This is a genomic window from Desulfosporosinus sp. I2, assembly GCF_000960765.1.
In the GTDB taxonomy this organism is placed as follows: domain Bacteria; phylum Bacillota; class Desulfitobacteriia; order Desulfitobacteriales; family Desulfitobacteriaceae; genus Desulfosporosinus.
The window spans coordinates 51,186-75,497 of sequence record NZ_JYNH01000005.1 but is presented as its reverse complement, the minus strand read 5'-3'; the positions used below and the strand labels follow the sequence as shown (position 1 = coordinate 75,497).

Genomic DNA, 24,312 nt, shown 5'->3' with positions numbered 1-24,312 from the left:
TAAGATCATTGTAATCTTACGGCAGTGAATACGGATGGACTTAGATGTAAATTATACCGTATGTAGAAGAATCATATGAATTGGATGGAGAAAAGAATGATTACCTTTAAAAAAGTTGAACTAAGCGACAAGCAATGGATGGACCCCCTTCTTGCTATAGCTGATATGCGTGGCGGTCATCAAAACTATACTAATATATTTGCATGGTCGGAGATTTATAACTATCAGGTTGCACAAGTCAGTGGTTTCCTTGTGGTCAAAGGAGTTCTCAATGATGTCCACTATTATTTTTATCCTGCAGGTTCGGGCGATATCACGACTGTATTTGAGGTTATGCAACAAGACGCGGCTTCCTGCGGTCATGAATTTGTTTTAGCCGGAGTATCTCCCGAGAATATCGCCGTGATCAATCGAGTGTTTCCTGATCACTTTGAATATAAAGAGATGAGGGATAGCTTTGATTATGTTTATCTTTTGGACAAGCTCGTCACGCTGGCAGGGAATAAGCTTCACTCTAAACGAAATCATGTCAACAGGTTTAAGAAGGAAAACCATGACTGGAGTTTCGAACTGATATCTGGAGAAAACTTAGCAGAGTGCTGGGAGATGAACTTGCAGTGGTGTAGGATTAATTCCCAAAGTATAGAAATTGCCAAAGAAAGTTGCGCAGTACGTCGTTGCTTTAATCATTTTACCGCTCTTGGTTTAGAGGGTGGACTTATTCGTACAGATGGCAAGGTGATTGCCTTCACGATGGGAGAAAAACTAAATTCTGACACCTATATTATTCATATTGAAAAAGCCCTTGGTGAAAGAGAGGGTTCCTATCAAATGATTAACCGTGAATTCGCTGCTTTTATCCAAAAGAACTATCCTCAACAGATTTATGTGAACCGTGAGGAGGACATGGGCTTCGAGGGCTTAAGAAAGGCTAAGTTATCCTACCATCCATATATGATGGAAGAAAAATACTTTGCAACCTATTTCGAATTATAGAGTAGTTATTTTAAAGGCAGATGGAGTTTGAAGATAAGATGAGCGAAATTAGACTGGCGCAGAAGGGCGACACCGTTCGCCAAAAAGAAATTTGGAAACGTTGCTTTGGAGATCCTGACAGTTATATTGATTTCTACTATGCCAATCGGTATAGAGAGGACGAAACAGCCGTATTGCTTCAGGATGGAGAGATTTCGGCTATGATTACAATGATATCTGTCAGAACCGTGCTCCCTGATAAGCGAAACTTTAATACTGCCATGCTCTACGCTATCGCAACTCATCCTCAATATCAAAACAGAGGTTTTGCAACTCAATTAATGGACTTTAGCAACCGCTATCTTAGGGCTAAGGAGAATGAATTCTCTGTCTTAGTTCCGGCTAAGATGCAGCTTTTTGACTATTATCGTAAACAGGGATACCAGGACGGATTTTATATAAGGGAGGCTCTGCTTTTACGCGATAGGGTAGATTATTTGCCAATCCATAAATTGTACAATTGTACGATCTCATCGATAACTCCCGAAGAGTATAATCGGAGGAGGAATATTCAACTTAGGGGCAGACTGTTTATTTCGTATCACGATGAGGACATTGCCTACCAGAAAAGGTTGTCACAACAGTCTGGAGCGGACATCTATGCTCTAGATATTGAGGATATTCAGGGTTGTTTAACGCTTGAAAGAATAACTTCTGACAGGGTATTCATCAAAGAAATCTTGCTGCCTGAGGATTATATTTACACGGCTATCAAACAGATCATCCTACGACTGTCTGCAAAGGAATATGTTCTGCGCACTCCTTCCTACCTAGGCGAGAAATTCGGAGGCTCAGTTCGTCCTTTTGGAATGATAAGGATACATAGAGAAGTTGGTACGGTGATAACGTCGGAAGATCAAGGATATTTGGGGCTTGCCTTCGATTAGTTATCGAGACATTGCCGGCGGTGATAAGGTTTCTTATAAAGATCCCTTTTTTGGAGCCCATTTTTACGAGCCATTGTATTCATTAAAAAAAGCAGGGGGAAATTATATGCAAAGAATTGGCTATCTTGGTCCGGAAGGTACCTTTTCCCAACGAGCTGCGCAAATGTATATCACTAATAAGTCCGCCCAATTAATCGGAATGTCTAGCATCCGAGAAACTCTTTTAGCGGTTCAACGGGGTGAACTAGATCTGGCCGTTATCCCCTATGAAAACTCTTTGGAGGGGTCAGTCAATGTAGTCCTGGATATATTGGCTTGGGATGTGGACTTACATATTATTAATGAACTAACTCTTCCAATATCACAGACTCTAATGATTAATCATGGGGCAAGGTGGCAGGACATTACTGAGGTTTTCACTCATCCTCAATCAGCCGGTCAGTGCCGACTTTTTTTAGAAACACAACTGCCGCAGGCAAAATTGTATTTAACAAACAGTAACTCAGAAGGTGCAAATCAGGCTAAAAAGAATGGAATTACTGCGGGGGCTATCGGCGCAGAACAAGCGGCAGAAATCTTCGGGCTTGAAGTTGCCCTTCGTGATATACAGGATAATCTTAATAACTTTACTAGGTTTGTGGCTGTAGGAAAAAATGCAGCTCATAACACTGCCAATCGGAATAAGACCTCAATTGTATTTTCAACGGAACATAAACCTGGGAGTTTAGCTTGCATCCTGGATATATTTAGTTTGTGGGATATTAATATGAGTAAGATCGAATCCAGACCTTCGCGTGGAAAACTTGGAAGATATATATTTTTTATTGACATTGAAGGGCACATGACTGACCCGGATGTTCGAGATGCTTTAACCATGGTAAAACGAAAAACAACGTTTTATAAGTTCCTCGGTTCTTATCCAAGGGTAGATTCGGATTAGGTAATTGCTATTAAATCAAATCAACTCAACTCAACTCAACTCAACAAATTTATCAACAAGCTTAGGATCAAACTGTGTCCCTTTGAATTTGACAATTTCCAGCAGAGCCTCTTCTTTGGAGAGGGCCTTCCGATAGGGTCTGTTGTTTGTCATGGCATCAAAAGCATCAACAATTGAAAGGATCCTACTCTGCACAGGAATCTCTTCACCCTTCAACTTGAAGGGATAGCCATTACCATCCCACCACTCATGATGCTTGAGTATCCAATCTGAAATGTGTATGAGGTCTGGCGAAGACTCGGCAATACGATAGCCAATTTCAGTATGCAGCTTCATCTCGTTCATTTCTTCGTCAGTAAGCCTGCCAGGCTTAAAAAGTATTCTATCAGGTATACCAACTTTCCCGATATCATGAAATTGGGCAAAGAGATGCATGTCCTTAATATCATTATTCGACATGCCTATAGCTTCAGCCAACTTGCCGGATAATTCTTGCATTCTGTCACCATGTCCTTCGGTGATAAAGTCGCGGACTTCCAGCATTTTAGTAAGAATATCAATGTTTTTACTTTTCTCACTCTGGCGATGATGGAGTTTCTCGCGGTACATCAGATTATCCGCTATCTTTAACAATTCTTTTAAATCCTTTTGAGTACCGTCCCCGACCGCATAACCTAGAGACATGCTAATGGGTATAATACGCTCTTCAGTATTAATCATGGCTAGTAATCTATCTATTTCAGACGATATGGCTGAGAGTTCCTTAGTCGTTGTGTGTTTAATTAATACGGCAAACTCATCTCCGCCAATCCGGGCCACGACATCATTGCAATCAAAACACTGACATAAAATAGTTGCGGCTGTTTTTAAATAATCATCACCCACAGCATGGCCGAGAGTATCGTTGACCAGCTTCAACCCGTCAATATCACAAATGACAATACCCATTCCGCTCGTATTTTTATCAAGATATTTATCTAATGCTTGCTCAAAATAGTTTCTATTATATAGATTTGTTGGGGTATCATGAATACTCATGTTATAAAGCTTGACCTCTGATACCTTACGTTGTGATATATCTCTAACAACGGCCAGCACCTTATCGTCTCCGCATAAAACAAGTCGTGCTTCAAAGAACGTTTCTTGACCTAATTTTTGAGAACAAAACTCAAAGGTTTGGATCTCACCAGTCCCAAACAGTTTTTCTATGTTCTGGAATGTTAACTCTGCAATATACTCATCCACAAAGTCTAAATTTTTGATATTTTTGCCTAAGAAATCCGACTGCATATGAGAGGGAATTATAGTATTTTCTATATAATTATCAATCAGATACCCGTTACGGTCCAACAAGAAAAACATGTCAGGCATGACCTTTAAAAATGCACTGAGTCTGTTTTCACTTTCCTTTAAGGCCTTTTCTGAGTTTTTTCTATCAGTTATATCAACAATTGTAACAAGAACCTTAGATAATTCACCTGCTTCGTCAAACTCGGGTTCATGATCTCCCATTGCCCATCGAACACTTCCATTGTCAGGATTTTTTATCCCGATAACTTGTTCGCGTGAAGGTTTGCCGGTAGAAAGCACTTTAAATAGAGGGAACTCATCCATAGTTAAGCTTTGACCATCCTCGTTTATATAATGGATAATGACCTCCTCCAACGACACTTTGGGCAGATGTTCTATGAGAGATTGTTTCTTTAAAGATTGTTCTACGAGAGGCTCCCCTTTGTCCGCCAGGTTTTTGGGGCTTCCCAGTTCGATAAACTTTCTATTGCATAACAGAAACTCCCCTTTCGGAGAAAACAAGGCTACACCCACATTCAGATTAACTAGGAGAGTTTTTATTTTATCGTCACTTTCTTTAAGCTTTAGACGGGTTTCCGCGAGTTCTGCCGTCATGCATATAAGTTTCTTTTCTTTACTCGTATTTAGAATATGTAAAGTTACGGCTACAGTAAAAGTAATCAATAATTCACTGAGCAATTTGAAGGCATTAGGATCATAGCTAGCAAGGGCTGGTTTAGGGAAAAATAGAACCAAGAATAAAAGGAGTAATAGGAGAGCTAAATTTTTAAATGATATCCTCATAACATTACTCCTTTATAAATATAGTTAGATATGGTTCTTCATAGTACGATATAATTCTACAAAATTATGCTAATTCCTCCAAACTTTTTATATGAAAAATAATAATCCAGATGCAGCAACTGGAAGAAAGACCCTTTGATACACAAAATCGCGAGCAACGCAAAAGGGGCTTTGGGCAAAGAAATCCGACAATGGCTTAAAGCCTTTGCCGGATTTCTTTATCTGTTCAGTTTAACCCTTATGAAGATATGGCCTTCCATGGCGATAGTTTAAAGAAACATCTTAAATGAAATATAACCCTAAGAGCCCTCATGCTATGGCAAAGACCTCTTTTACAAACGAAAGATACTCGGGTGCCTTTTTTATGTCGGGTTCGCCGTCAGTCTGCGCTAATCCATGTCGTATGGCGCGTTTGATAACAGTGTCAAACACTTTGATGTCTGGGGTCTCAGCAAATTGTTTGCGAAGTTCTTGGAGCTTTACATGATGTAGGTTGGTATGGTCTTGGACCATCGTAGGTAATATCCCTAAAATATTAATCTTTGAACCTTGTTCCTGAATACCCTTAATTAGGAAGATTGTCTCATAGATGCCATCAATGGATAGACCCTCTGGAAGGACAGGAATGATAATATCCGTGGAGGCTAACAAGGAATTTATGGTTGGGATGTCATTGCTCGGAGAAGTGTCAATTAAAATGTAATCGTACTGAGTTCTTATCTCACCGATTGCTTTCCTTAAAAGGTATTTGGGGGCAGGGAATAGCTTGGAATTAATTTGAGCCATTACTTTTGGGCTAAGTTCAGAAAGAGAATTGTTGGATAAGTAGAGATCAACCCCAAATGCATGTTGTTTGATGTCTCTCATTTTTGCTTCCCCAATTAGAACATCGAAGATTGTCTTCTTTAAGTCAGTTTTTTTGATCCCAAATGATAAGGCAATATGGCCTTGAGCATCCATGTCAACAATAGCTGTCTTATATCCGAGACTAACTAACCCTACAGCCATGTTTGTGACGGTTGCTGTTTTGCCAACCCCACCTTTCTGTGAGGCAACAGAAATTATTCGTGCAGTTTTAGTATTATTTGTAGTATTAGTAGTTTTAGAATGTCTAGCCATTTGACAACATCCCTTTCTTAAAATATGTATTGGTTTATTTTACCATATATTAACAATGGAGTATATAGTTGGATGGAAAGCAGGCGAGCGATTATTTATAGACAACTAAAAGGAAGTAAGCAATTAATTTATTAGCAGGAAAAATTTAGTAGACGGCGAATTAATTAGTGAATATTCAGAAAATAGATAGGAGGTTATCAGGTTATTATGGAACTGCAAAAATCCATTAAAGAAGATAAAATAGTCAATCCCAAGGGTAAAGATGCAGCAGTTATTTTGTTTATATTTACTGGTATCTTAGTAGTACTTGGCTCCTTGGGATTTGGGCGTTTCAGTATGGCGCTTATTCTGCCGTCCATGCAAAAAGGTTTAGGGTTTAACTACTCCCAAATGGGTATTATTGTAACAGCAGCTTTCTTAGGTTATTTATCCTTTAGCCTTGGCTCAGGGATCGCAGCGGCACGTTGGGGCTCTAGTAAGATAATTACCTTTTCTCTCTATCTAACAGGATTTAGTATGGTTTTGACTGGGTTGGGTTCAGGTTTTTTTTGGCCTTTGATCTGGTTGGCTTTAGCTGGAGTCGGAATGGCTGGAGCTAACATACCTGTCATGGCGATGACTGTAGCTTGGGTGCCGGCTGAACGTCGAGGCTTTGCCTCGGGGCTTTTAGTTTCAGGTTCGGGTCTCGGTCTGTTAATCAATGGTTTTTTATTACCGAGGTTGATATCTGCTCCAGGTGGTCAAGGTTGGCGTACCGCTTGGATCTGCTTAGGTATAGCTGTAATAATTATTGGAATCTGGACCAACTTTAAACTAAAGGATCAACCAGCTAATTCAAGTGGTTTTACGCAAGTAGCAAATAATCCAATGAAAGAATCGATATGGAAAAAGATAATTAAGATATTTAGGGAAAAACCAGTTTTACGAAGATTAGCGCTGATATATTTTGCCTTTGGCTTTTCCTATGTGATCTTTACAACTTTTTTTGGAGCCTACTTAACCGAAACACGAGGCTGGTCTACTGTGAATGCCGGACGATTGTGGTCTTGGATTGGAGTTTTTAGTTTGCCTAGTGGGTTTATTTGGGGCTGGGTTTCAGACCGTATAGGACGGCGTTGGGGACTTATTACGGTTTATTTAATACATGGTAGTTGCCTTATTGCTTTTGCAACTTTGCCTTGGGAGGGAGCAATAGCAACTGCCGCCTTGATTTACGGTCTGAGTATTTTTAGTGTGCCGGCAATTATGAATGCTGCCTGTGGAGATGAAGTAGGAGCCCAATTAGCCCCTACCGCGTTTGGAGCTGTTACAGTAGCTTTTGGCCTCGGTCAAATGGCCGCGCCCGCAGTGGCAGGTGCAATGTTAGATATGGGTTGGGGTATGGTTCAGAATCTTTGGCTTTCTGCCTTAATCGCATTTCTTGGTGCGTTAGTTGCTGTTTTTCTTCACCAGCCAATTTCCATACCGTTAAAAATGGATAAAAGCAAAACATAATGGCCAGCTTGTTAATCAGAAGGGAATTTTCAACCCGCTAAGATACTTTTTAAGTGTTACTTCAAAATCCTTCGAATTCACTTGTCCTAATTCCAAAAAGTTGGACTTATAAGATGGATAATTAAAGCTTTTGCCGAATTTTTCAGTAAAAAGCGCATCACTGAGACATTTTCCAGGATAATGAGTGGGCCGTGATCAACTCCAGCGATTCTAGGTGAATCATTAAAATAGTCTTTTATTTCGCGACCATAAATTTGGTTCAACTCTTGTTGCATTCTGGTATATTCTTCTCCTCGAATACTTTTGGCATAATTAAACATGAGAACACTATTAGCATGTGTGAGTATATGGAAGAAATCTCGCGAACCTCAGGATTCACCTATCCGTTTTTGAGCTAAATCGGTAGGAACAAACCTCCAACCCTCATCGGATGTCAATATCCATAGATTTGCTGTGGATAATCACTACAGTAACTGTTCTGAATATCATGGTTGTCGTTAAAGGTTATTCCCCTAATTTCAATCATATTTGATGAGTAAATGGACTCATTTTCATTTTCACAAATACAATCTTTTACGAATTTAATATACTGCAGGCTAATTTCATTGACACATTGAACTTTCTCATCCGTTTGTGAGAAAAAGGTCGGAGTTTCAATGCTTACCGCACACTTGCTAGGGCTAGAAAATAATTGCTTAAGGAAAATAATGTCATCAACATTTCCTTGTTTTAATTTCATGTGAAACATTAAATTGGCTGTTTCAATTTTAGGATAAACAGTAAGAAAAGTTTCAATTTCCATGGTTTTGTCAGATCTACTAAATAGACTGGAATCATCCCATATTAAATAGAAACTGTTAAGTTTCCGACGAAAATGGTTAGATTCATGGGGGAATAAAAACTTTTCTGTGGCATCAAATGATTTAGCATAATTTGCTTCAACATCTGATTTAAGATAATCAATTTTTTTATCCCACTTTACTTCGACTTGCCTTTCTAAAAGCTTACGTTCAATTTGCTCAATCGTTTGTTCTGTCAATGAGATATGTTTCTTATCATTGCAGGATTTTATAGAAAAGATATTAATAAATCCAAGATAAATATCTGAGAATAATGGGAGTTCTCTATTCATCATGTTCATTCACCTGCTTTTTAACTATGGCTAACATATCTCTACCTTTTCTCGTTTGTAGGGCAGAAATAGAATTAACGTAATCATCTCGATAAACTTTACTTTCATCAAGCCCAATAATTTCTTTATCAAGTATATGATATACATAGAATTCAACAATATCTAGAAGGGGCTGTTGCAAAATGAACTTCATAGTTCGTAGAGCAGCAGCCTACTTTTGTACTCTTAAATAAAAACTGCGGATTCCAAAGAACCCGCAGTTGGCGTATAATTAAGTTATGCAAACCACTAAATTATACAGTAAGAATTATACCGAATTTAAAGGTCGCTATCAATTAGTTTTACCATTTAATTTTGAGGTGTTAATACCGGAGGATGATTCAGTTCGACTGCATGACTGATTTAACTAGCCTAATAAAGAAGGGAGTATCGCTAACTACTTGTTAAAAGTAGTTTTGCGACACCCCCTCCGATAAGCGTTGGTGATTATAAAGCTAGGGTCAATCCCTAGTTTTATGTTTGATTTATTTGAAAAAAACCTGGCCATCTCGTATTGAGTCGATGATGGCTAAAGACTCTAGCTGAATGCCCTTTTCTTGTATGAGTTTTCTACCCTCTTGAAATGTTTTTTCTATGACGATACCCGCTCCGGAAATCTCCGCGCCACTTTGAGATAATAAACTAATCAATCCCATAAGTGCACTTCCGCTAGCTAGGAAATCATCAATAATTAACACTTTGTCATTCGGACATAAGAACTCTTTTGATATTTTAATGGTGTATTCCTGATCTTTAGTATAAGAATAAACCTTTGCTTCGTAAACATCCTGGTTCATATTGAGGCCCGCATGTTTCTTTGCAAATACGACGGGAACATTATTAAAGTACTGAGCAGCTATACAGGCAATGGCAATACCGGAGGTTTCGATGGTTACTATTTTTGTTACTTCTTTACTTGAAAACCTGCGTTTGAATTCCTTACCTATTTCATTAAACAATGTAATATCTAATTGGTGATTCAGAAAATTATCGACTTGGATAATTCGATTTTCAACTATTTTTGCGTCCGTGCGAATTTTATCTTTTAAGAGTTGCATGATCCTAATACTCCCTTCTCAAAATGAAAACACTCCTAAAACTTTTCAGGAGTGACAGTAGAAATAGAAACTAATAACTACAAGAATAACTTTAATATCGCAAAAAAGCAATATATTTTCTTATGGATGACATTAAGTTAATAAACCGCACTTTAGGGTGCGGTTTTTCTAGTACTAGAAAGAAAGTATAAGGGCAACTAAGGCGGCCACCTTCGCTAAGGCTAACTAGAAGGCTAATTCGTACGAAGACAGTGTCTTCGCTCCGCTAAGCTAACACGTGCGAAGACAGTGTCTTCGTGGGCGCCAGCCAAGTTTTCTTGAGTTGCATGCCGGACGGAAGAGGATTGTGCAAATCGTTCTTAGGAGCATTGACTCTGTTTCTGACTGTTATTGACTAGAGAATCCTCACGGGAATCAGGTACTGCCTGCCAAATTAAGTGTGTGATATCTGAGGCAAGCTTCATCACCGTATGAAGACGGGTACACTGCAGAACCTGAAGTTCAAAAAAGCCTCCCATATTAACAATTCCCATGATTGAGATATCACCTACAGTGGGCAAATCTTTACGGACTGCTGTTCCTGGTGTTAAGGGAGAGTTGGACAGGGTTATTTTGCCAATTTCTTCGATTTTACCTAAACAGGCATCGATCGCCAGGACTATATCGGGATTATAGAGGGCCGAACCTTTTTTAAGTTCTTGAATCAGGTTTTGCGCGTGCAGAGGTTCATCCAGTGTCCCTAATACCGTATAACCCAGACGCTTTAAATTTGTTCCAACCAATGGTCCCAGACAGTCGCCGGTTGCCCGGTCCGTACCAATACAGGCGAAGAGCACCTTTTTCGTGGATGTAAGTTCTTTTAAAGTGGAGACGAACGATAGTTTATCCCAGTAATTATAGGTGAATGAATTAACCGAGGCTAGGATGTGTCTCGAATTATCTATAATTATTGTCACCCCCATAAATTGGAGCAGTCGATTCTCCCAAACGTTGCACTTATTCGGTGCTAGGTTGAAAATCTTGACTTCTCAGAGAGAAATAAGAACTATCAGTTGATAGCACTTATTAGTCATTGTATAAGTGAGGGTGAAATATATGCTTGAGTAATTAGAATAGATAATGACGAACAACATAGGTTGAGGGGTTCAAGCTATGAAAAATAGTGGAGAATTGAGGAGTAACATGAACGAGAGAATATATTGTCCTAAATATTGTCCTAATTATTTTTCCGCATACTTTATTGACTTAATAAGCAAATCCCCTCCCGCTATAGTATTTGTAAAAATTGTTCTCACGGTTTCAATATATTCTTGTGCTCTGTTAAGGACGGACTATAGTGAGTGAGCCAGAGTTCAGGTAATATGTTATAAAACTAGTAGAAGCGCAGCAATTCATGGGCTTATGAATGCTGTTTATCATATAATACAAAAACAAAAATTATTTGCTTGTGAGGGGATAGCAGCATGAAAGATATCTTTAGTATGCTCACAGAACGGAGAATTCAGGAGGCTATAGCTAGGGGTGATTCCCAAAACCTTCCTGGTTCAGGAAAACCTTTAAAGATTGAGGGTCTTTACTTTTTACCCCGAAAACTTAGAGCCGCATACATTGTCCTGAAAAACTCAGGTTATCTGGATCAAACCACCGAAGAATACAATCGTTTTCCGCCTGCCACAACGGGTGATTTGAAGTTACGTGATGAAGACTCTACTATTTCTAGACAAGAACTTACTGAAAAGGTCATTAACTATAACGTTATGATGGATTGCAGACGTAGGTGGTAAAAAGTTAGAGTCGACCTGGGTGGACTTGAGGGAGATCTAGGTTGGCATTCAACCTCGCTTTGGTATGCCCTCTAAATATTGTTGGGTATTATGGTATAAAGATTTTATATGGTATATTATAGTTATTAATCTTTATGCAGTCGCCAATCACTAAAAATAAGTAAGCCCAAATGATGATTGATCTTGCATAATGGTTAGATTTGAACTATAAGGGAGGAAACTTTATGAAAACATTGGAAAATTTAATGGAAGCTTTTGCTGGAGAATCACAGGCTAATCGAAAATATATTGCTTATTCAAAAAAAGCTGAGGCAGATGGTAAAAAGAATGCTGCAAAGCTTTTTAAAGCAGCTTCAGATGCGGAAACCATTCATGCCTTAAAACATTTCGAGGTTGCAGATAAGATTAAGTCAACTGTTGAAAACTTAAACGATGCAGTTAATGGAGAGAATCATGAATATCAAAGCATGTATCCTGAATTTCTAAAAGCGGCTCAGGAAGAAGGAAATCAAGCAGCGGTTAGAACGTTTACTTATGCTCTAAAGGCCGAAGAGGTCCATGCGAAACTGTATAAGGAAGCACTAGATAATCTGGAACAGGAGGAAGAAGTATTTTACTATCTATGTCCTGTTTGTGGAAACATTGAGAAAGTAGTACCGGAACGCTGTTTTATCTGCGGTACTTTGGGAACAAAATTTATAAAGTATTAAAAAATTGTCATGCCATTAGCCGCACCCTTGCGAAGTCACTTGATTTCCGAGGGTGTTTTTGTTTAGGACAAGAACAACGGTCCAGCAATACTCCAAATGGTAGAGGATAGATCCCCGTCAGAGATTAACGAGAAAAGGCTAATTCTTAAGATATTAAATAAAAGGAAGAGGGTAACCGTCACTTATGGGACTATAAAGTTAAGAAGGTTTTTGCGAATTTAATAGCGAATATATTAGATTAAAATTTGTTGGCGTTTTATTTGGAAAGGTGAGCTTATGGTAAAGAGAGAAGATTCTATGGTAATTTTGGCTTATATAGCGGTATGCATAATTTGGGGCTCTACATATTTGGCTATTCGAATCGGAGTGAGTGATCTTCCTCCTGAATTATTTGCGGGTATTAGATTTTTGATTGCCGGGTCATTAGTAACACTGTTTGCCTATTTTCGTGGCAATAAGTTCCCGCAAAGTTTTGTCGATATACGGAGACAAGCCATTGTGGGCTGTTTTTTGTTACTTGGGGGTAATGGAATCGTTGTATGGGCAGAGCAATGGGTCTATTCTGGGGCTACAGCCTTACTTATGGCCATAGGTCCCTTGTTTAATGCGATTCTGGAATTAATCTTACCCAATGGTCCGAGGCTTGGTGTTAAGGGGTGGGTTGGTTTGCTATTGGGGTTTAGTGGGGTTGCACTTCTGGTCTTAACGGGTTCAGATGCTAATATTATTGATATTTCAGGCGGAATATTAATCGTAATAGCCTCGTTCTCTTGGTCCTTAGGTTCTGTCTATTCCAAAACCTTTACGCCTACGGGATCGACCATCACAAACATTGGAATTCAGATGTTAGCTGGCGGGATTGGGTTAACCATAGTTGGGCTCCTAATGGGAGAGGCCACCGAAATACATCTGACAAGCAAGGGAATTGGAGCCATGGCTTATTTGGTTTTGTTTGGATCTATCATTGGCTACAGCTCGTTCATCTACCTTTTGCAAAAATGGCCCGCTTCAAAAGCGGGTACCTATGCCTATGTTAATCCAGTTGTCGGAGTCTTTTTAGGGGCCGTCATTCTTGGAGAACCAGTTTCAGGCTATGTGTTTGTTTCAGCGGCGATTATTTTGGGTGGCGTCTTTTTAGTGCAACTATCAAAGACCAAGAGAAAGACTCAAATAACTTCCTAAAACCGTGCAGAAAATCCGGTTATAGGATTAGAATCAGGTTTATTTTCCTACGCAAACTGCAACATGAAAGGATATACTCATGCCTCTTTGGAAACGCAACTTATATATACTATGGTCTGGATGTTTCATAACAATGATCGGCTCGAGCTTGGTAATCCCATTTTTGCCCTTATACATCGAGCAACTCGGTGTAAAAGAAGTCGCGAGAATCGCACAATGGTCGGGATTAGTCTATAGTGCTACGTTTATGTTATCGGCCTTCGTGTCACCAATTTGGGGGAGACTGGCCGATAAACACGGTCGAAAACTGATGCTGTTACGCGCCAGCTTGGGTATGGCGGTTATCATGACACTCATAGGACTTGTCCAGAATGTTTATCAGCTGTTTTTTCTCCGACTTTTGATGGGTGCAGTTAATGGCTATATCCCGGCAGCCATCACCCTAGTCGCTACCCAGGCACCCAAAGAACACTCTGGATGGGCCTTGGGAACCTTATCAACCGGATCTGTCGCTGGTACATTAATCGGCCCGTTGATTGGAGGCACTTTATCGGAAATCATTGGACTTCACCATGTCTTCTTTGTCACCGGGGGATTTATGCTGCTTTCCTTTCTCGTATCGCTATTGTTTGTACGTGAAGAATTTGTTAAACCGACCAGAACCGATTTAACAAACAAGGAAGTCTTTAAGTTGATTAAACATCCTAAGGTGCTGGTAGCTATGTTTCTTACCACGTTTATGATTCAATTTGCCAACATGTCAATTGAACCAATCGTTACTATCTATGTTAATCAATTAGCCCAAAACATGGGCCATGTGGCAATTGTCTCCGGTGCCGTCGTTTCGGTTGCTGGGTTGTCTAATATTCTCGCGGCTCCTTGGCTTGGGAGGTTATCGGATCAGTACGGGGCCCGTAAGATCCTCATGGTTTGTCTATTCCTTGCTGCGATGGTATTTATTCCCCAAGCCTTCGTCCACAATTTGTGGCAACTGATGGGATTACGCTTTCTTTTAGGCCTTACAATGGCTGGTATGCTGCCTTCGGTTAACTCCCTCATTAAACGGAGTGTTCCTCAGTCGGTTACCGGCAGGGTATTCGGTTACAATCAATCTGCTCAGTTTTTAGGCAATATCGCCGGGCCGAACCTCGGTGGGCAAATGGCAGCTTATTTTGGAATTCAGTATGTCTTTATCTCCACTTCAGCCCTACTTTTCTTGAACGCCGGATGGGTATATATCACTGGAAAAAAAACTCTCGAACATCCCTAAGCAAAAGGAGACGCTGCGCTGAATTAATTAGTCCGCCTTGGCGAATTATTTAGATTGAAGAGGATAAAGTATAGGTGCTTAATTCGCGTGCTAAACAATGGAAAAGTTTAGTGCATACACATGGGGAGGGTATATGAATGAGCAAAATCTTACGAGTGAATATGTCAACCTTAAGTGTCGTGACTGAAAAGCCCAAAGAAGATTATCGCCTGCTCGGCGGTCGGGCGTTTATTGCAAAATATATGTTGACTGAAGTGAAGGCAACCTGTGAACCTCTAGGGCGGCATAATTTGTTAATTTTCACACCGGGGCTACTTGGCGGCAGTATGGTTTTTAGTTCTGGGCGAATTTCGATTGGCGGTAAGAGTCCTTTAACGGGTGGGATTAAAGAGAGTAATGGAGGAGGGGTTGTCGGCATAAAGCTGGCACGACTCGGTTATCAAGCAGTGATTATCGAGGACCTTCCTAAGGATGCTCAAAAATACATATTAAAGATTACGGTGACGGGGGCAGAACTGCTTTCCGCTGAAGGCTATTGGGGCAGTGGGGTATATGAGACTGCGGCCCGTCTGAGACAAGACTTTGGCGAGAAGGTCGCTATTTCTTGTATTGGGTCGGCTGGCGAAAATCGTCTACTAGCTGCAGGAATTGCTAATACGGACACTGAAGGGGTCCCAAGTAGATACAGTGGCCGCGGTGGTCTTGGTGCAGTCATGGGCTCCAAAGGGCTAAAGGCTCTGGTGATTGATGATACGGGGATGGGAAACCTCGAACCGCAACGACCAGAGGCGTTTAAAAGCGTGATTCAAGAATATGCTCGGCTGCTTAAAACCTCTCCCGTAATTAAGAATTATACAGACTTTGGGACTGCAGCGTTAGTGAATCTGACAAATGCCATTGGAGGCTTGCCAACGCGGAACTTTTCGACGGGCCAGTTTTCAGGCGTGGACAAGATTAGTGGGGAAACTCTGAGGGAGACGATCCTCACCCGCAAAGGAAAACCCGCGCATGCTTGCATGCCGGGCTGTTTGATCAAGTGTTCGAATGTCTATGTGGATGAGCAAGGGAAAGACTTAGTCGCCCCATTAGAATATGAGACGATTGCTCTTATGGGATCTAATCTAGAAATTGAGGACCTCGACGTCATTGCTCACCTTAATTATTTGTGTAACGATTATGGACTGGATACGATCGAAGTAGGTGCTGCGCTTGGTGTGGCGATGGCAGGCGGGCTTCTTCCTTTTGGGGACAAAGAGGGGGCCATCCGTCTTGTGGAAGAAATCGGCAAGGCAACTTTAACGGGACGAGTTTTGGGTAATGGGGCAAAGCTTGCTGGCCAGGTTTTAGGGGTGCTTGAAGTGCCAGTGGTGAAAGGGCAGGCGATGGCTGCGTATGAGCCACGGGCCATTAAAGGGACAGGGGTGACCTATGCGACTTCCCCAATGGGTGCCGATCATACTGCCGGAAACTCCATCCGTGCAGATTTAAAACATAACTCCCCCAAGGGGCAGGCAGCATTTTCTCAGAAGGCGCAGTATACAGTGCCAATTTATGACGATTTAGGGTTGTGTTTATTTTCCATGGGAGTCTTGGGAGCTCATCCGGAAATCCTCTGTCAATTGGTCAATTCCCAATTAGGCACGGACTATGTGCTTGAAGAACTGCAAGCAATTGCTAGGAACACAATCAAGTGGGAACGAGCCTTTAACCAAGCGGCAGGTTTTACGAATGTTAATGATCGTTTGCCAGAACACTTTACAGAAATACCCAACCCTGCAGCTGAGAATGCTGTGTTTGACGTGACCGGGGAAGAACTCGATAATGTTCATAGAACCTTCACGACTTAAACTTAACGAAACAAGGGGACAGGTTCCTTGTTTTACTCTAACGAAACAAGGGGACAGGTTCCTTGTTTTACTCTTATTTCTTTTGCATTAAGTGCTCTTAATCAAATAAATTACCAGAAAGACTCCGATTGCAAGGAGGGACAGGGTGAGCAAGATGTTAAGTTTCGAAGCAGGTTGATAGGAATCCTCGTATATTTGTCTTTCAACATTCTTATACCTGATAAAAGCCAGTACGCTCATTAAGGTACCGAGACCCACAAGGTAAATTCCGGCGATGGCTGAATATCCATGTGAATTAGGTAAGGTAATTTTTATATTTGATTTTTCCAAAACGAAGGACATTTGTTTTATGAACAAAGTGAATCTCTCAACAACAAAACCAAATGCCATGATCCCTATACTTGTTCTAATCCAAGCCAGAAATGTCCGTTCGTTGGCCATGTGAACGCGGCGGTTGCGAAGTCCTCTAGATTGTTTATCTTCGATTGTTTCTGGCATTCAAGAATCCTCCATTATAAGGTTTTATCTGAATTTTAAGCACCTCAGCTTATATAGTTGGGGTTAAGCTGGCATACATTTACGAAATTGTGTCCGAACACTGTTTAAGGGTATGTCTTCCTTTGTCAATTTGTTTACGAATATTTAGACAAATATCAATGAAAGTACTCTTATTGAGTTCTGCAGATTTATCAGGTAACGAATAAGTTGGCAACGATTTGTCATTCTTGATATCAAAAATAAAGATTTTATTCTGATCTGAGAGATATCGAAACTCTATTTTATTATTCACAAAAACTAATGAAACCGACATAGTTCTACCTTCTTTCGTGATTTTAAGTCATTATATATCTTTTGGGGGACATTTGAAATGTCATAAAGGATTTAGACTTACTTCAAGATAAAAAATGTTACATACAGTGGTTAAAGTATTAACTCTTGCCCCTTTTGGGAAAATTTCAAAATTTTACTTGGCCCTTTCTTCATTTTGTCTCCGAATGTGTCGGCTATTTTAGGGCTATCGGCAAAGTGCATTGGAATTAGAATCCGGGGAGTAAGCTCCTGAATGAAGTACTCAGCTCCTGCGCTATAGTTTTGCTCAAGTCTGGGGTCGACTGGAAAAAAAGCAATATCAATAGTTTCCCCTTTGATTTTTTGAACTTCTTCCTTAAAGTCCTTTTCGGCCTTCGCCATTTCTTTGGGTGTGTCAATCCAGTACCACCAGTTTAAATCTCCGGCATGAAAGAGTCGGATTCCTTCAGCTTGGACGAGAAAGGATACGCCTAGGTCTGTTGAATTATAGGCCTTTATTTTTAAGTTACCTATTTCAAGCTTCTCGTAGGGAGCTAGGAAATTAAGGTTTTTAATAGTTTGTGAAACATTAATATCATGGCTTAAAATATATTGAATATCGGGTCTGTCTTTTTGCCATTCTAGGATCACTGGATTAAAATGGTCAGGATGACTATGAGAAGAAAAGATAACGATATTTTTAAGACTTTCTTTGATTAAGTTTTCTGCACTGCCTTGATAATAATCAAAGAGCAGCAAATTTTGATCCGTTTCTACTAAAAAGCCGCTGTGATATAGATATTTGATTTTAATGTTTGGATTCCCCATTGTTGTCACCTCGTAATGATTATACAATAAATATGGATACTTATGAGTGAACTAGCAAGTTATAGAATAGGCTTTTTTAACAGAAAATAATTGTTAGCGAACGATGAGAGGAAGGATTATAAAATTATGAAATTTAGATTTGACCATAACAACATCAATGTTTTTAACTTGGAAAAGAGCTTGAAATTCTACAAGGAAGCTTTAGGGTTAATCGAGGTTAAAAGACATGTCCCGGCGGGTGGCGAATTTATCCTTGTTTATCTCGGAGATGGTACTACTCAACATAGCTTAGAGTTGACTTGGTTGAGGGACAGAACCGAAACCTATAACTTAGGCGAGAATGAATTCCATGTTGCTTTTAAGGTCGACGATTTTGAAGCAGCTTATCAACATCACAAGAGAATGGGTTGTATCTGTTACGAAAACAAGGAAATGGGCATCTATTTCATTAATGATCCAGATAATTACTGGGTAGAAATTATCCCTTGATCCGCACGAGAGAAAAAGCAGCCTCTTCCAAACTGGAAGGGGCTGCATGTGTATGGCACGTAGATAAAATGATGCTCTTACCGTCGAGCTTCGTCTTTTTTTTCCGCTATGAAAGCATTAATACTTGATTTGCGGCGATCATTTTTAGCTTCAATAGCTTGCTTCTCATCAGATGGAATCTCATCTGCATGGTCATCTAAGTAGTCCTCTGCTTCCCGCAAATTAGCTAAAGTGTGGTCGATATGATTTTGTAGGTGTACTTCATTATCCGCTCGATTATCCGGTTTGGCCAAGTATAATCCCTCCTTTACAATCATGACTACTCATTTATGATAATCTAAATCGAGAGATTCTATACTAATAGATATTAACCTAGCTGTTATTGTTTGCAAAATTGATCCTGCGACAACCAAAGACAGGTTTCCCCTTACTTCGCAGGAAATTTATGAGATGATTGAGGTCCTATGTGTTGAAGTGTGATGTGAACTCATTTTTGTTAAAGGCCGATGATATAGAAAATTAAGGAGGTCTTGCTATGAAAAAGACTATTAATTCCATGTATTTTAGCGCGACAGATACGACTAAAAAAATAGTATCCGGAATAGCAAAGAGAATTTTAGAGAATATGGATAGGGAAATAACCATCAACAATATCGATTTTACGTTACCGGGTGTTAGATTAAAGTCAGTGTCTTTTTCAGAAGAAGATGTCGTCATTATTGGAGTTCCAGTCTATGCAGGAAGAGTTCCTAATGTATTACTAAACTATTTAAATACTATTAAAGGTAATGGTGCCTTAGCAATCCCTGTAGTTGTTTATGGTAACAGAAACTATGACGATGCTTTAATAGAATTAAAAGATATTCTTGAATTTAACGGATTTAAAGTTATTGCAGGGGGGGCATTTATTGGAGAACACTCATTTTCACTAACTCTTGCCAAAAACAGACCGGATGAAAAAGACATGAACATTGTCGGTGATTTTGCCGATCAAATACATACAAAAATAACAACTCTAGATGAATTTCTAACTGTAGTTGTGAAGGGAAATCAACCGTATAGAAAACATTATATGCCTAAAAATAAAGATGGTAGTCCTGTGGATATTAGAAAGGTTGCACCAAAAACTAATAGTCATTGTATTGACTGTAAACTGTGTGTCAATGTCTGTCCTATGGGTTCCATTGATTTTGAAGATGTTTCTACCTTAAAAGGAATTTGTATTAAATGTGGGGCGTGTATCAAAAAATGTCCTAACCAGGCAAAGTATTTTGATGATAACGATTATTTAAGACATAAACAGGAATTAGAAATCGAGTTTGCTTCTCGAAGAGAACCGGAATTATTTATATAAATTGCTAGCGTTGGGCCTCTCGCAGTTTTGGCAGTTCTTGCTCAAATTGTATTCCAACCTAACGTTATCGTGAAGCGAACGTTTCAGATGATGATGTGGTTCGGCGTAATCGTCGGTGTCGTGGGTACCTTTTTTCATCTAACCGGCAATGCCACCTCAAGTCAGGAGAGTCTACACAGCCTCCTGATTGAGGGCTCTCCCATAGCTGACCCGATTGCTTATGCGATTGTAATCCGTCACGTAAATCACGAGATCCGCCAAGAGTAGTAAGGAATTTTCCGCCTGCTTATTCCCGCTCTCAATGGAATCAATTCCAGAAGTGTCAATAAAACTTAGACCCTCCGGAGTAGCCCAAAAAAGCTCCAAGTATTCTAAATTTGGATCCTGACATAACGCCTGGAACTGCTCACGATCTATATTTAATGATTTTCCCGGTCTGATGTACACTGAATTCATACTTGAAGACAGTGGACTAACTGGCAGAAGGTTATCCTCATCCATTAACACGTTTAGTAACCTAGATTTGCCTGAAGAAACATAGCCATAGCACGCTACAACAACTTCTTGACATTCAAGTTTTAATCTAAGCGTATTAAGAATCTCAGCATTCGGCTTGTCTCCGTACCCTATAAAGGTTTCATAGAGATTAACCAGATATGAAACCAAGTTAACTTGACTAGGTTCTTCAGTAGCCATAATTACCCCCATTTTCATTTCTGCCTATTCATCAGTCACATTTCTTTTTGTTTCAGCCAATATTGACTATCCCGTCCGTATATTTTCGCTATAAAGCTACAATTTACCTTCATACTTAGCCTACAGTACCTAATCTGACCTGAAGTTTCACCAACACCAGGCAGGCATACTTGTCTACGCAGGGATTATGTAAAATACATCTGCAGAAGCGGTCAAGTTATTAATAAAGCATGGGGTATAGAATGACAAGCAACTTACCCTTATGGGAAGGCTGCTTGTCGGAATACTTCCATCGGTTATCACATCTTATGAGGGGGAAATATTATGTTCGGCTGCTTTATGGGTGCAAAACTTCAGGATCATTATCTAGGTTCGTCAAAATTTCTTTGGCTGGATCACCATTTTCCTTATCTTCCAATGCATAAATAGTACTAGTCTTTGTTAAAGCGCCATGTTGAATCTCAGATACCAGTGTTTTCAAGTTACTAATCAATCGTTTTCCTTTCTGAATCCAGCTCTTACTGGTATTAACCGTAACTTGGGTTTTGTCTTCGACATTTTGCCAAGCACTCAGTGCCTTGTCTTTAATTTCAACGGCTTTTTCTCCTATTTCGTGGGCCTGTTCTATAAGATCTTGGCGCAATTCCTGTCCGCTCTTTGGTGCAAGTAATAAGCCCATCGCTGCTCCTACAACACCTCCAAACATAGCCGCCTTAATTACCTTTTTACCCTTGTTATTATTTGCCACCTCTTATCCACTCCTTTTAATCATTCCGTTTTTTCGCCATGAAACAACCAATTTATACCTCGATATTTTCTTGCAGTCATCGGATCCACCATAGTGTTCACAATTGATATGTGACTGGCTCAAGAGGGGCCACCACTATGCAAATTCAGAACTTGCACCGTGGTAGCATATTATCATGGTCATTTATTTTCGGCCTTATTTATTATATGCTCTCCTCTGGAAAACGCCTCTTATCTAGAGGTGAGTTATAAAGGTTAAATGCGAGTTTAAGAAATATCTGTTGGTTGCATGAAAATGAACATTACATCAGGAGAGGACATAAAATGAAGTTAGAAATTATTTAACTTGTTGTCCGGATGTAGGAGGCTGACAATGTTAAACAATGATTTTACTAGGTCAGATAGCCGGAGGGGACACAAATGTCCCTTTACAAGTGTTGTGATACTACAAAAGGATTTAACCGGGATAGTTCATGCTTGTCCGGTTTCAGATGTTAATATAATAGGAAGTCGAACATATTCGGTGAAAGGTGTAACAAAGCAACTTTCTTCCAACGTTATTGTACTTGGAGGGGAAGATTCATCAACGCCAGTACAGGTGACTAGTGTCTCTTCGGCTAAGAGAGTGAATAGGGTGCTATGTATCCTTATAACAGTGGGTGGTATTTTGTTATTTACCAGACATAGAAGGCTGATTGGGTTAGCAAAAGCTTGGGCAGGATATTTATTATTGCGGTAATGGTTTAGAAAAAATAGCGAGCTTTTTTCTGAATTGAAACTCGCTTAATTAAAGAACGATAGAAAAAAATGAGCTCTTCGCTTACTTAAGTAGCAAAGAGCTCTCTTTAGTACTCGGAGGCACTTGTAGTGAGCCGTCTTTTAAGGTTGAGCCAAGACTGAGTTATCATAACTTGGTGAAAATTAGCAAGCAGATGGGAGTTTAGACAAATTCCATAATTCTTTCATAGGAACGTTTAGTATCCTCGTATCCCTGGTGAAGCAGTCTGTAAAGCTTTTGGGGATCCTTTTCTAGTCGCCCGACCTCTAATTCTTTGGTAGGCCTTATTACAATGGCCTTGCCTTCGTCTTCAAGGTGTTCGATATAATCCAAGGTTTCATTGTAATTCTTATAACGGTTTTGCATGGTTTCGATTAATTGAGGGTATTTTCTATAGGTTAGTTTAAGTAGAGCGTTGAATTTTCCAGGACGCTTTCTATAGCCTTTGTTTCTGGTTAAAACAATAATATTCTTGGTATTGCCATCTTCGATGGATTTTTTTATGGGTATGGAATCGGATATTCCACCATCTAAAAGCTCATAACCCTTATAGTTGACAATAGGCGATAGCATTGGCAGAGAAGCGGACGCCCTTAAAGCCTGGAATTGAGCGCCTAAATCGTCCTTATTCAGATATAGCGGTTTACCAGTTTGGCAATCAGTTGCTCCGACCAAAAAAACACCAGGTGATTCATAAAAGGTCCTAAAGTCAAAGGGAACATGCTGATTGGGAATTTCGTCAAAAATGAAATCCATACCAAAGTATGATTTGCTCAAGATTAAATTTCGTAAACTCATGTACCGCCAATTCTTAACGAACCCAATAATGACCTTTTCATTTCTCCTCTGCTGCCTAGAAATATAGGAAGCTGCATTACATGCCCCAGCTGATACTCCTATTACATAATTGAAATATAACTGGTTTTCCATAAAATACTCCAAGACTCCACAGGTATATAGTCCCCTCATACCTCCGCCTTCGAGCACAAGCCCTACATTTTCCATATGAACACCCCACTATTTTATCCCACTCCGAAAAGGCCGGAGAAGTAGGCAATAAAAAAATCACTAAATCAAGCTACTACATTAAGCAAAGTGGGAACCACTAGTCGATCTCAATTATTTAGTAGCCCCGAAACCTAAAACAACTATAGCATGGCAACATTTAACATACAACCATAGGTAACCGTTCTGATTTGGCTTAAAAAGCACCCCGAGGGTGCTTTTCGTCTAATCTATGCCCTTATACCTTTATAGACAATAATACCTTTCTAGTTTATACCGATTAATTTTGCAAACTCTTCGACATCCTTGACATTCTGAGTTGGGTTATCATCTTTATGCTGGTCATAATATTCATCAAATAGCTTGGGATAATCCTTACGATAAGGAATCTGGCTGACAGCCGGAGTTCCTAATGGGGAGCCTTCAATAGTTACAGGCGCCTTAGTTGTATCGGGTATAAAGGCTTGGGTTATATCTCCGGATACCTCATTAAAGTCGGGTAACATTTTGTCGCCTGCAAGAACCTGTTTCATTCCATCCTGCAGAGAAGGATTAATACTATAAATATACGCCATAATTTCTTTAATCTGTTCAGACGTCAATCGTCCAATCCAGGGTTGCATTTTGAATGGAGCATATTCCTGATTGCCAATGTCTGTGGGGTCATCATACATAGAGCGAATTACGGCATGTTCAATTTCCTGTTTTAGAATAATTGGATAAAAGACATTGTTGGCGGCTAAGTCTTCACCATCCCAAGCTGGGACGACTAAATCCTTAGATCCTGGATTTTCAACGCCACCTTTTCCTTCAGGGCCATGGCAGGCAAAACATCCTTCTTGGGCAGCAACTTGTTTCCCGGCAGCTATCATCTGTTTTCCGTCCTGTTGAAGTGCAACCTGATTAGCCATGTCCATCTTCATAAAGGATCCGGGAGAGTAATTAGTTGCAAAATACCATACACTCCACAACGGAATGACGATATAGAGAACTTTCAGGATCAGAGGAATCCGATTCTGGGCCATTGTAATTCCC

At 39.9% G+C, this 24,312-nt stretch carries 27 protein-coding genes; 12 read left to right on the top strand and 15 right to left on the bottom strand.

The genetic code is table 11. The features are described 5' to 3' along the window. The first annotated feature begins 96 nt into the window (after positions 1-96). The 3 genes from UF75_RS02710 (at position 97) to pheA (ending at position 2,862) form a co-directional block, all read left to right on the top strand. Positions 97-996 (top strand): phosphatidylglycerol lysyltransferase domain-containing protein, encoded by a 900-nt coding sequence (locus tag UF75_RS02710; protein ID WP_045573077.1) that lies wholly within the window; start codon positions 97-99, stop codon positions 994-996. Positions 997-1,034: 38 nt separating this feature from the next. Further along, complete coding sequence (locus UF75_RS02705) at positions 1,035-1,922, top strand: GNAT family N-acetyltransferase (RefSeq protein WP_045573054.1); 888 nt, start codon at positions 1,035-1,037, stop codon at positions 1,920-1,922. Positions 1,923-2,028: 106 nt separating this feature from the next. Then, positions 2,029-2,862: a prephenate dehydratase gene (pheA, locus tag UF75_RS02700; protein WP_045573076.1), complete on the top strand. Its 834-nt coding sequence runs from the start codon at positions 2,029-2,031 to the stop codon at positions 2,860-2,862. A 30-nt stretch (positions 2,863-2,892) separates the two neighbouring features. Here the strand turns inward: pheA and UF75_RS02695 are convergent, their stop codons facing one another. Next, positions 2,893-4,956, bottom strand: coding sequence for an HD domain-containing phosphohydrolase (locus tag UF75_RS02695; protein ID WP_045573053.1), 2,064 nt, complete (start codon positions 4,954-4,956; stop codon positions 2,893-2,895). Between the two features lie 309 nt (positions 4,957-5,265). After that, entirely contained in the window at positions 5,266-6,075 is an 810-nt protein-coding gene (locus UF75_RS02690; protein WP_045573052.1) for a ParA family protein, read from the bottom strand. Positions 6,076-6,282: 207 nt separating this feature from the next. Between UF75_RS02690 and UF75_RS02685 the strand changes: the two genes are divergently transcribed. Next, positions 6,283-7,569 (top strand): MFS transporter, encoded by a 1,287-nt coding sequence (locus UF75_RS02685; protein WP_045573051.1) that lies wholly within the window; start codon positions 6,283-6,285, stop codon positions 7,567-7,569. Between the two features lie 86 nt (positions 7,570-7,655). On the opposite strand, the gene UF75_RS02680 is transcribed toward UF75_RS02685, so the two are convergent. The 5 genes from UF75_RS02680 to yyaC form a co-directional block, all read right to left on the bottom strand. Then, on the bottom strand, positions 7,656-7,889 hold the full coding sequence (locus UF75_RS02680; protein ID WP_207642467.1) for a hypothetical protein: 234 nt from the start codon (positions 7,887-7,889) through the stop codon (positions 7,656-7,658). 113 nt (positions 7,890-8,002) lie between these two features. Continuing rightward, positions 8,003-8,704, bottom strand: a complete 702-nt coding sequence (locus tag UF75_RS02675; RefSeq protein ID WP_045573049.1) for a hypothetical protein — start codon at positions 8,702-8,704, stop codon at positions 8,003-8,005. Continuing rightward, on the bottom strand, positions 8,694-8,894 hold the full coding sequence (locus UF75_RS02670) for a hypothetical protein (protein ID WP_045573048.1): 201 nt from the start codon (positions 8,892-8,894) through the stop codon (positions 8,694-8,696). The genes UF75_RS02675 and UF75_RS02670 overlap by 11 nt, the downstream gene beginning before the upstream one ends. A gap of 331 nt (positions 8,895-9,225) precedes the next feature. Beyond that, positions 9,226-9,798: a xanthine phosphoribosyltransferase gene (locus UF75_RS02665; protein WP_045573047.1), complete on the bottom strand. Its 573-nt coding sequence runs from the start codon at positions 9,796-9,798 to the stop codon at positions 9,226-9,228. Positions 9,799-10,157: 359 nt separating this feature from the next. Next, positions 10,158-10,760 carry a spore protease YyaC gene (gene yyaC, locus UF75_RS02660; protein ID WP_045573046.1) on the bottom strand — a complete coding sequence of 201 codons (603 nt, stop codon included), beginning with the start codon at positions 10,758-10,760 and terminating at the stop codon, positions 10,158-10,160. A gap of 501 nt (positions 10,761-11,261) precedes the next feature. On the opposite strand from yyaC, the gene UF75_RS26085 reads away from it, so the two are divergent. From UF75_RS26085 to UF75_RS02635, 5 genes are all read left to right on the top strand, one after another. Beyond that, on the top strand, positions 11,262-11,582 hold the full coding sequence (locus UF75_RS26085; RefSeq protein ID WP_052692964.1) for a DUF1992 domain-containing protein: 321 nt from the start codon (positions 11,262-11,264) through the stop codon (positions 11,580-11,582). A 224-nt stretch (positions 11,583-11,806) separates the two neighbouring features. Then, the gene (locus UF75_RS02650; RefSeq protein ID WP_045573045.1) at positions 11,807-12,292 is read left to right on the top strand and encodes a ferritin family protein; all 486 of its coding nucleotides are present in this window, start codon (positions 11,807-11,809) and stop codon (positions 12,290-12,292) included. 276 nt (positions 12,293-12,568) lie between these two features. Further along, positions 12,569-13,474, top strand: a complete 906-nt coding sequence (locus UF75_RS02645; protein WP_045573044.1) for an EamA family transporter — start codon at positions 12,569-12,571, stop codon at positions 13,472-13,474. Positions 13,475-13,553: 79 nt separating this feature from the next. Further along, positions 13,554-14,744, top strand: coding sequence for a multidrug efflux MFS transporter (locus UF75_RS02640; protein WP_045573043.1), 1,191 nt, complete (start codon positions 13,554-13,556; stop codon positions 14,742-14,744). A 137-nt stretch (positions 14,745-14,881) separates the two neighbouring features. Continuing rightward, positions 14,882-16,591, top strand: a complete 1,710-nt coding sequence (locus tag UF75_RS02635) for an aldehyde ferredoxin oxidoreductase C-terminal domain-containing protein (RefSeq protein ID WP_045573042.1) — start codon at positions 14,882-14,884, stop codon at positions 16,589-16,591. A gap of 87 nt (positions 16,592-16,678) precedes the next feature. On the opposite strand, the gene UF75_RS02630 is transcribed toward UF75_RS02635, so the two are convergent. The 3 genes from UF75_RS02630 to UF75_RS02620 form a co-directional block, all read right to left on the bottom strand. Further along, positions 16,679-17,089 carry a DUF202 domain-containing protein gene (locus tag UF75_RS02630; RefSeq protein ID WP_045573041.1) on the bottom strand — a complete coding sequence of 137 codons (411 nt, stop codon included), beginning with the start codon at positions 17,087-17,089 and terminating at the stop codon, positions 16,679-16,681. A 79-nt stretch (positions 17,090-17,168) separates the two neighbouring features. Beyond that, on the bottom strand, positions 17,169-17,402 hold the full coding sequence (locus UF75_RS02625; RefSeq protein WP_045573040.1) for a hypothetical protein: 234 nt from the start codon (positions 17,400-17,402) through the stop codon (positions 17,169-17,171). A 110-nt stretch (positions 17,403-17,512) separates the two neighbouring features. Continuing rightward, positions 17,513-18,208 carry an MBL fold metallo-hydrolase gene (locus UF75_RS02620; RefSeq protein ID WP_045573039.1) on the bottom strand — a complete coding sequence of 232 codons (696 nt, stop codon included), beginning with the start codon at positions 18,206-18,208 and terminating at the stop codon, positions 17,513-17,515. Between the two features lie 126 nt (positions 18,209-18,334). Between UF75_RS02620 and UF75_RS02615 the strand changes: the two genes are divergently transcribed. Continuing rightward, a complete protein-coding gene (locus tag UF75_RS02615) occupies positions 18,335-18,697 on the top strand; it encodes a VOC family protein (protein ID WP_045573038.1) in 363 nt (120 codons plus the stop codon). 77 nt (positions 18,698-18,774) lie between these two features. On the opposite strand, the gene tlp is transcribed toward UF75_RS02615, so the two are convergent. After that, positions 18,775-18,990, bottom strand: coding sequence for a small acid-soluble spore protein Tlp (gene tlp, locus UF75_RS02610; protein ID WP_045573037.1), 216 nt, complete (start codon positions 18,988-18,990; stop codon positions 18,775-18,777). Positions 18,991-19,232: 242 nt separating this feature from the next. On the opposite strand from tlp, the gene UF75_RS02605 reads away from it, so the two are divergent. Then, positions 19,233-20,051 (top strand): EFR1 family ferrodoxin, encoded by an 819-nt coding sequence (locus UF75_RS02605; protein ID WP_045573036.1) that lies wholly within the window; start codon positions 19,233-19,235, stop codon positions 20,049-20,051. A gap of 171 nt (positions 20,052-20,222) precedes the next feature. On the opposite strand, the gene UF75_RS02600 is transcribed toward UF75_RS02605, so the two are convergent. Next, positions 20,223-20,747: a GTPase gene (locus tag UF75_RS02600; protein ID WP_045573035.1), complete on the bottom strand. Its 525-nt coding sequence runs from the start codon at positions 20,745-20,747 to the stop codon at positions 20,223-20,225. A gap of 337 nt (positions 20,748-21,084) precedes the next feature. Next, complete coding sequence (locus tag UF75_RS02595) at positions 21,085-21,495, bottom strand: YtxH domain-containing protein (protein WP_242860081.1); 411 nt, start codon at positions 21,493-21,495, stop codon at positions 21,085-21,087. A gap of 372 nt (positions 21,496-21,867) precedes the next feature. Between UF75_RS02595 and UF75_RS02590 the strand changes: the two genes are divergently transcribed. Continuing rightward, positions 21,868-22,233 (top strand): hypothetical protein, encoded by a 366-nt coding sequence (locus UF75_RS02590; protein WP_045573034.1) that lies wholly within the window; start codon positions 21,868-21,870, stop codon positions 22,231-22,233. 201 nt (positions 22,234-22,434) lie between these two features. On the opposite strand, the gene UF75_RS02585 is transcribed toward UF75_RS02590, so the two are convergent. Then, positions 22,435-23,277 (bottom strand): patatin family protein, encoded by an 843-nt coding sequence (locus UF75_RS02585; RefSeq protein WP_045573033.1) that lies wholly within the window; start codon positions 23,275-23,277, stop codon positions 22,435-22,437. Between the two features lie 266 nt (positions 23,278-23,543). Beyond that, positions 23,544-24,302: a cytochrome c gene (locus UF75_RS02580; protein WP_045573032.1), complete on the bottom strand. Its 759-nt coding sequence runs from the start codon at positions 24,300-24,302 to the stop codon at positions 23,544-23,546. Positions 24,303-24,312 lie beyond the last annotated feature (10 nt).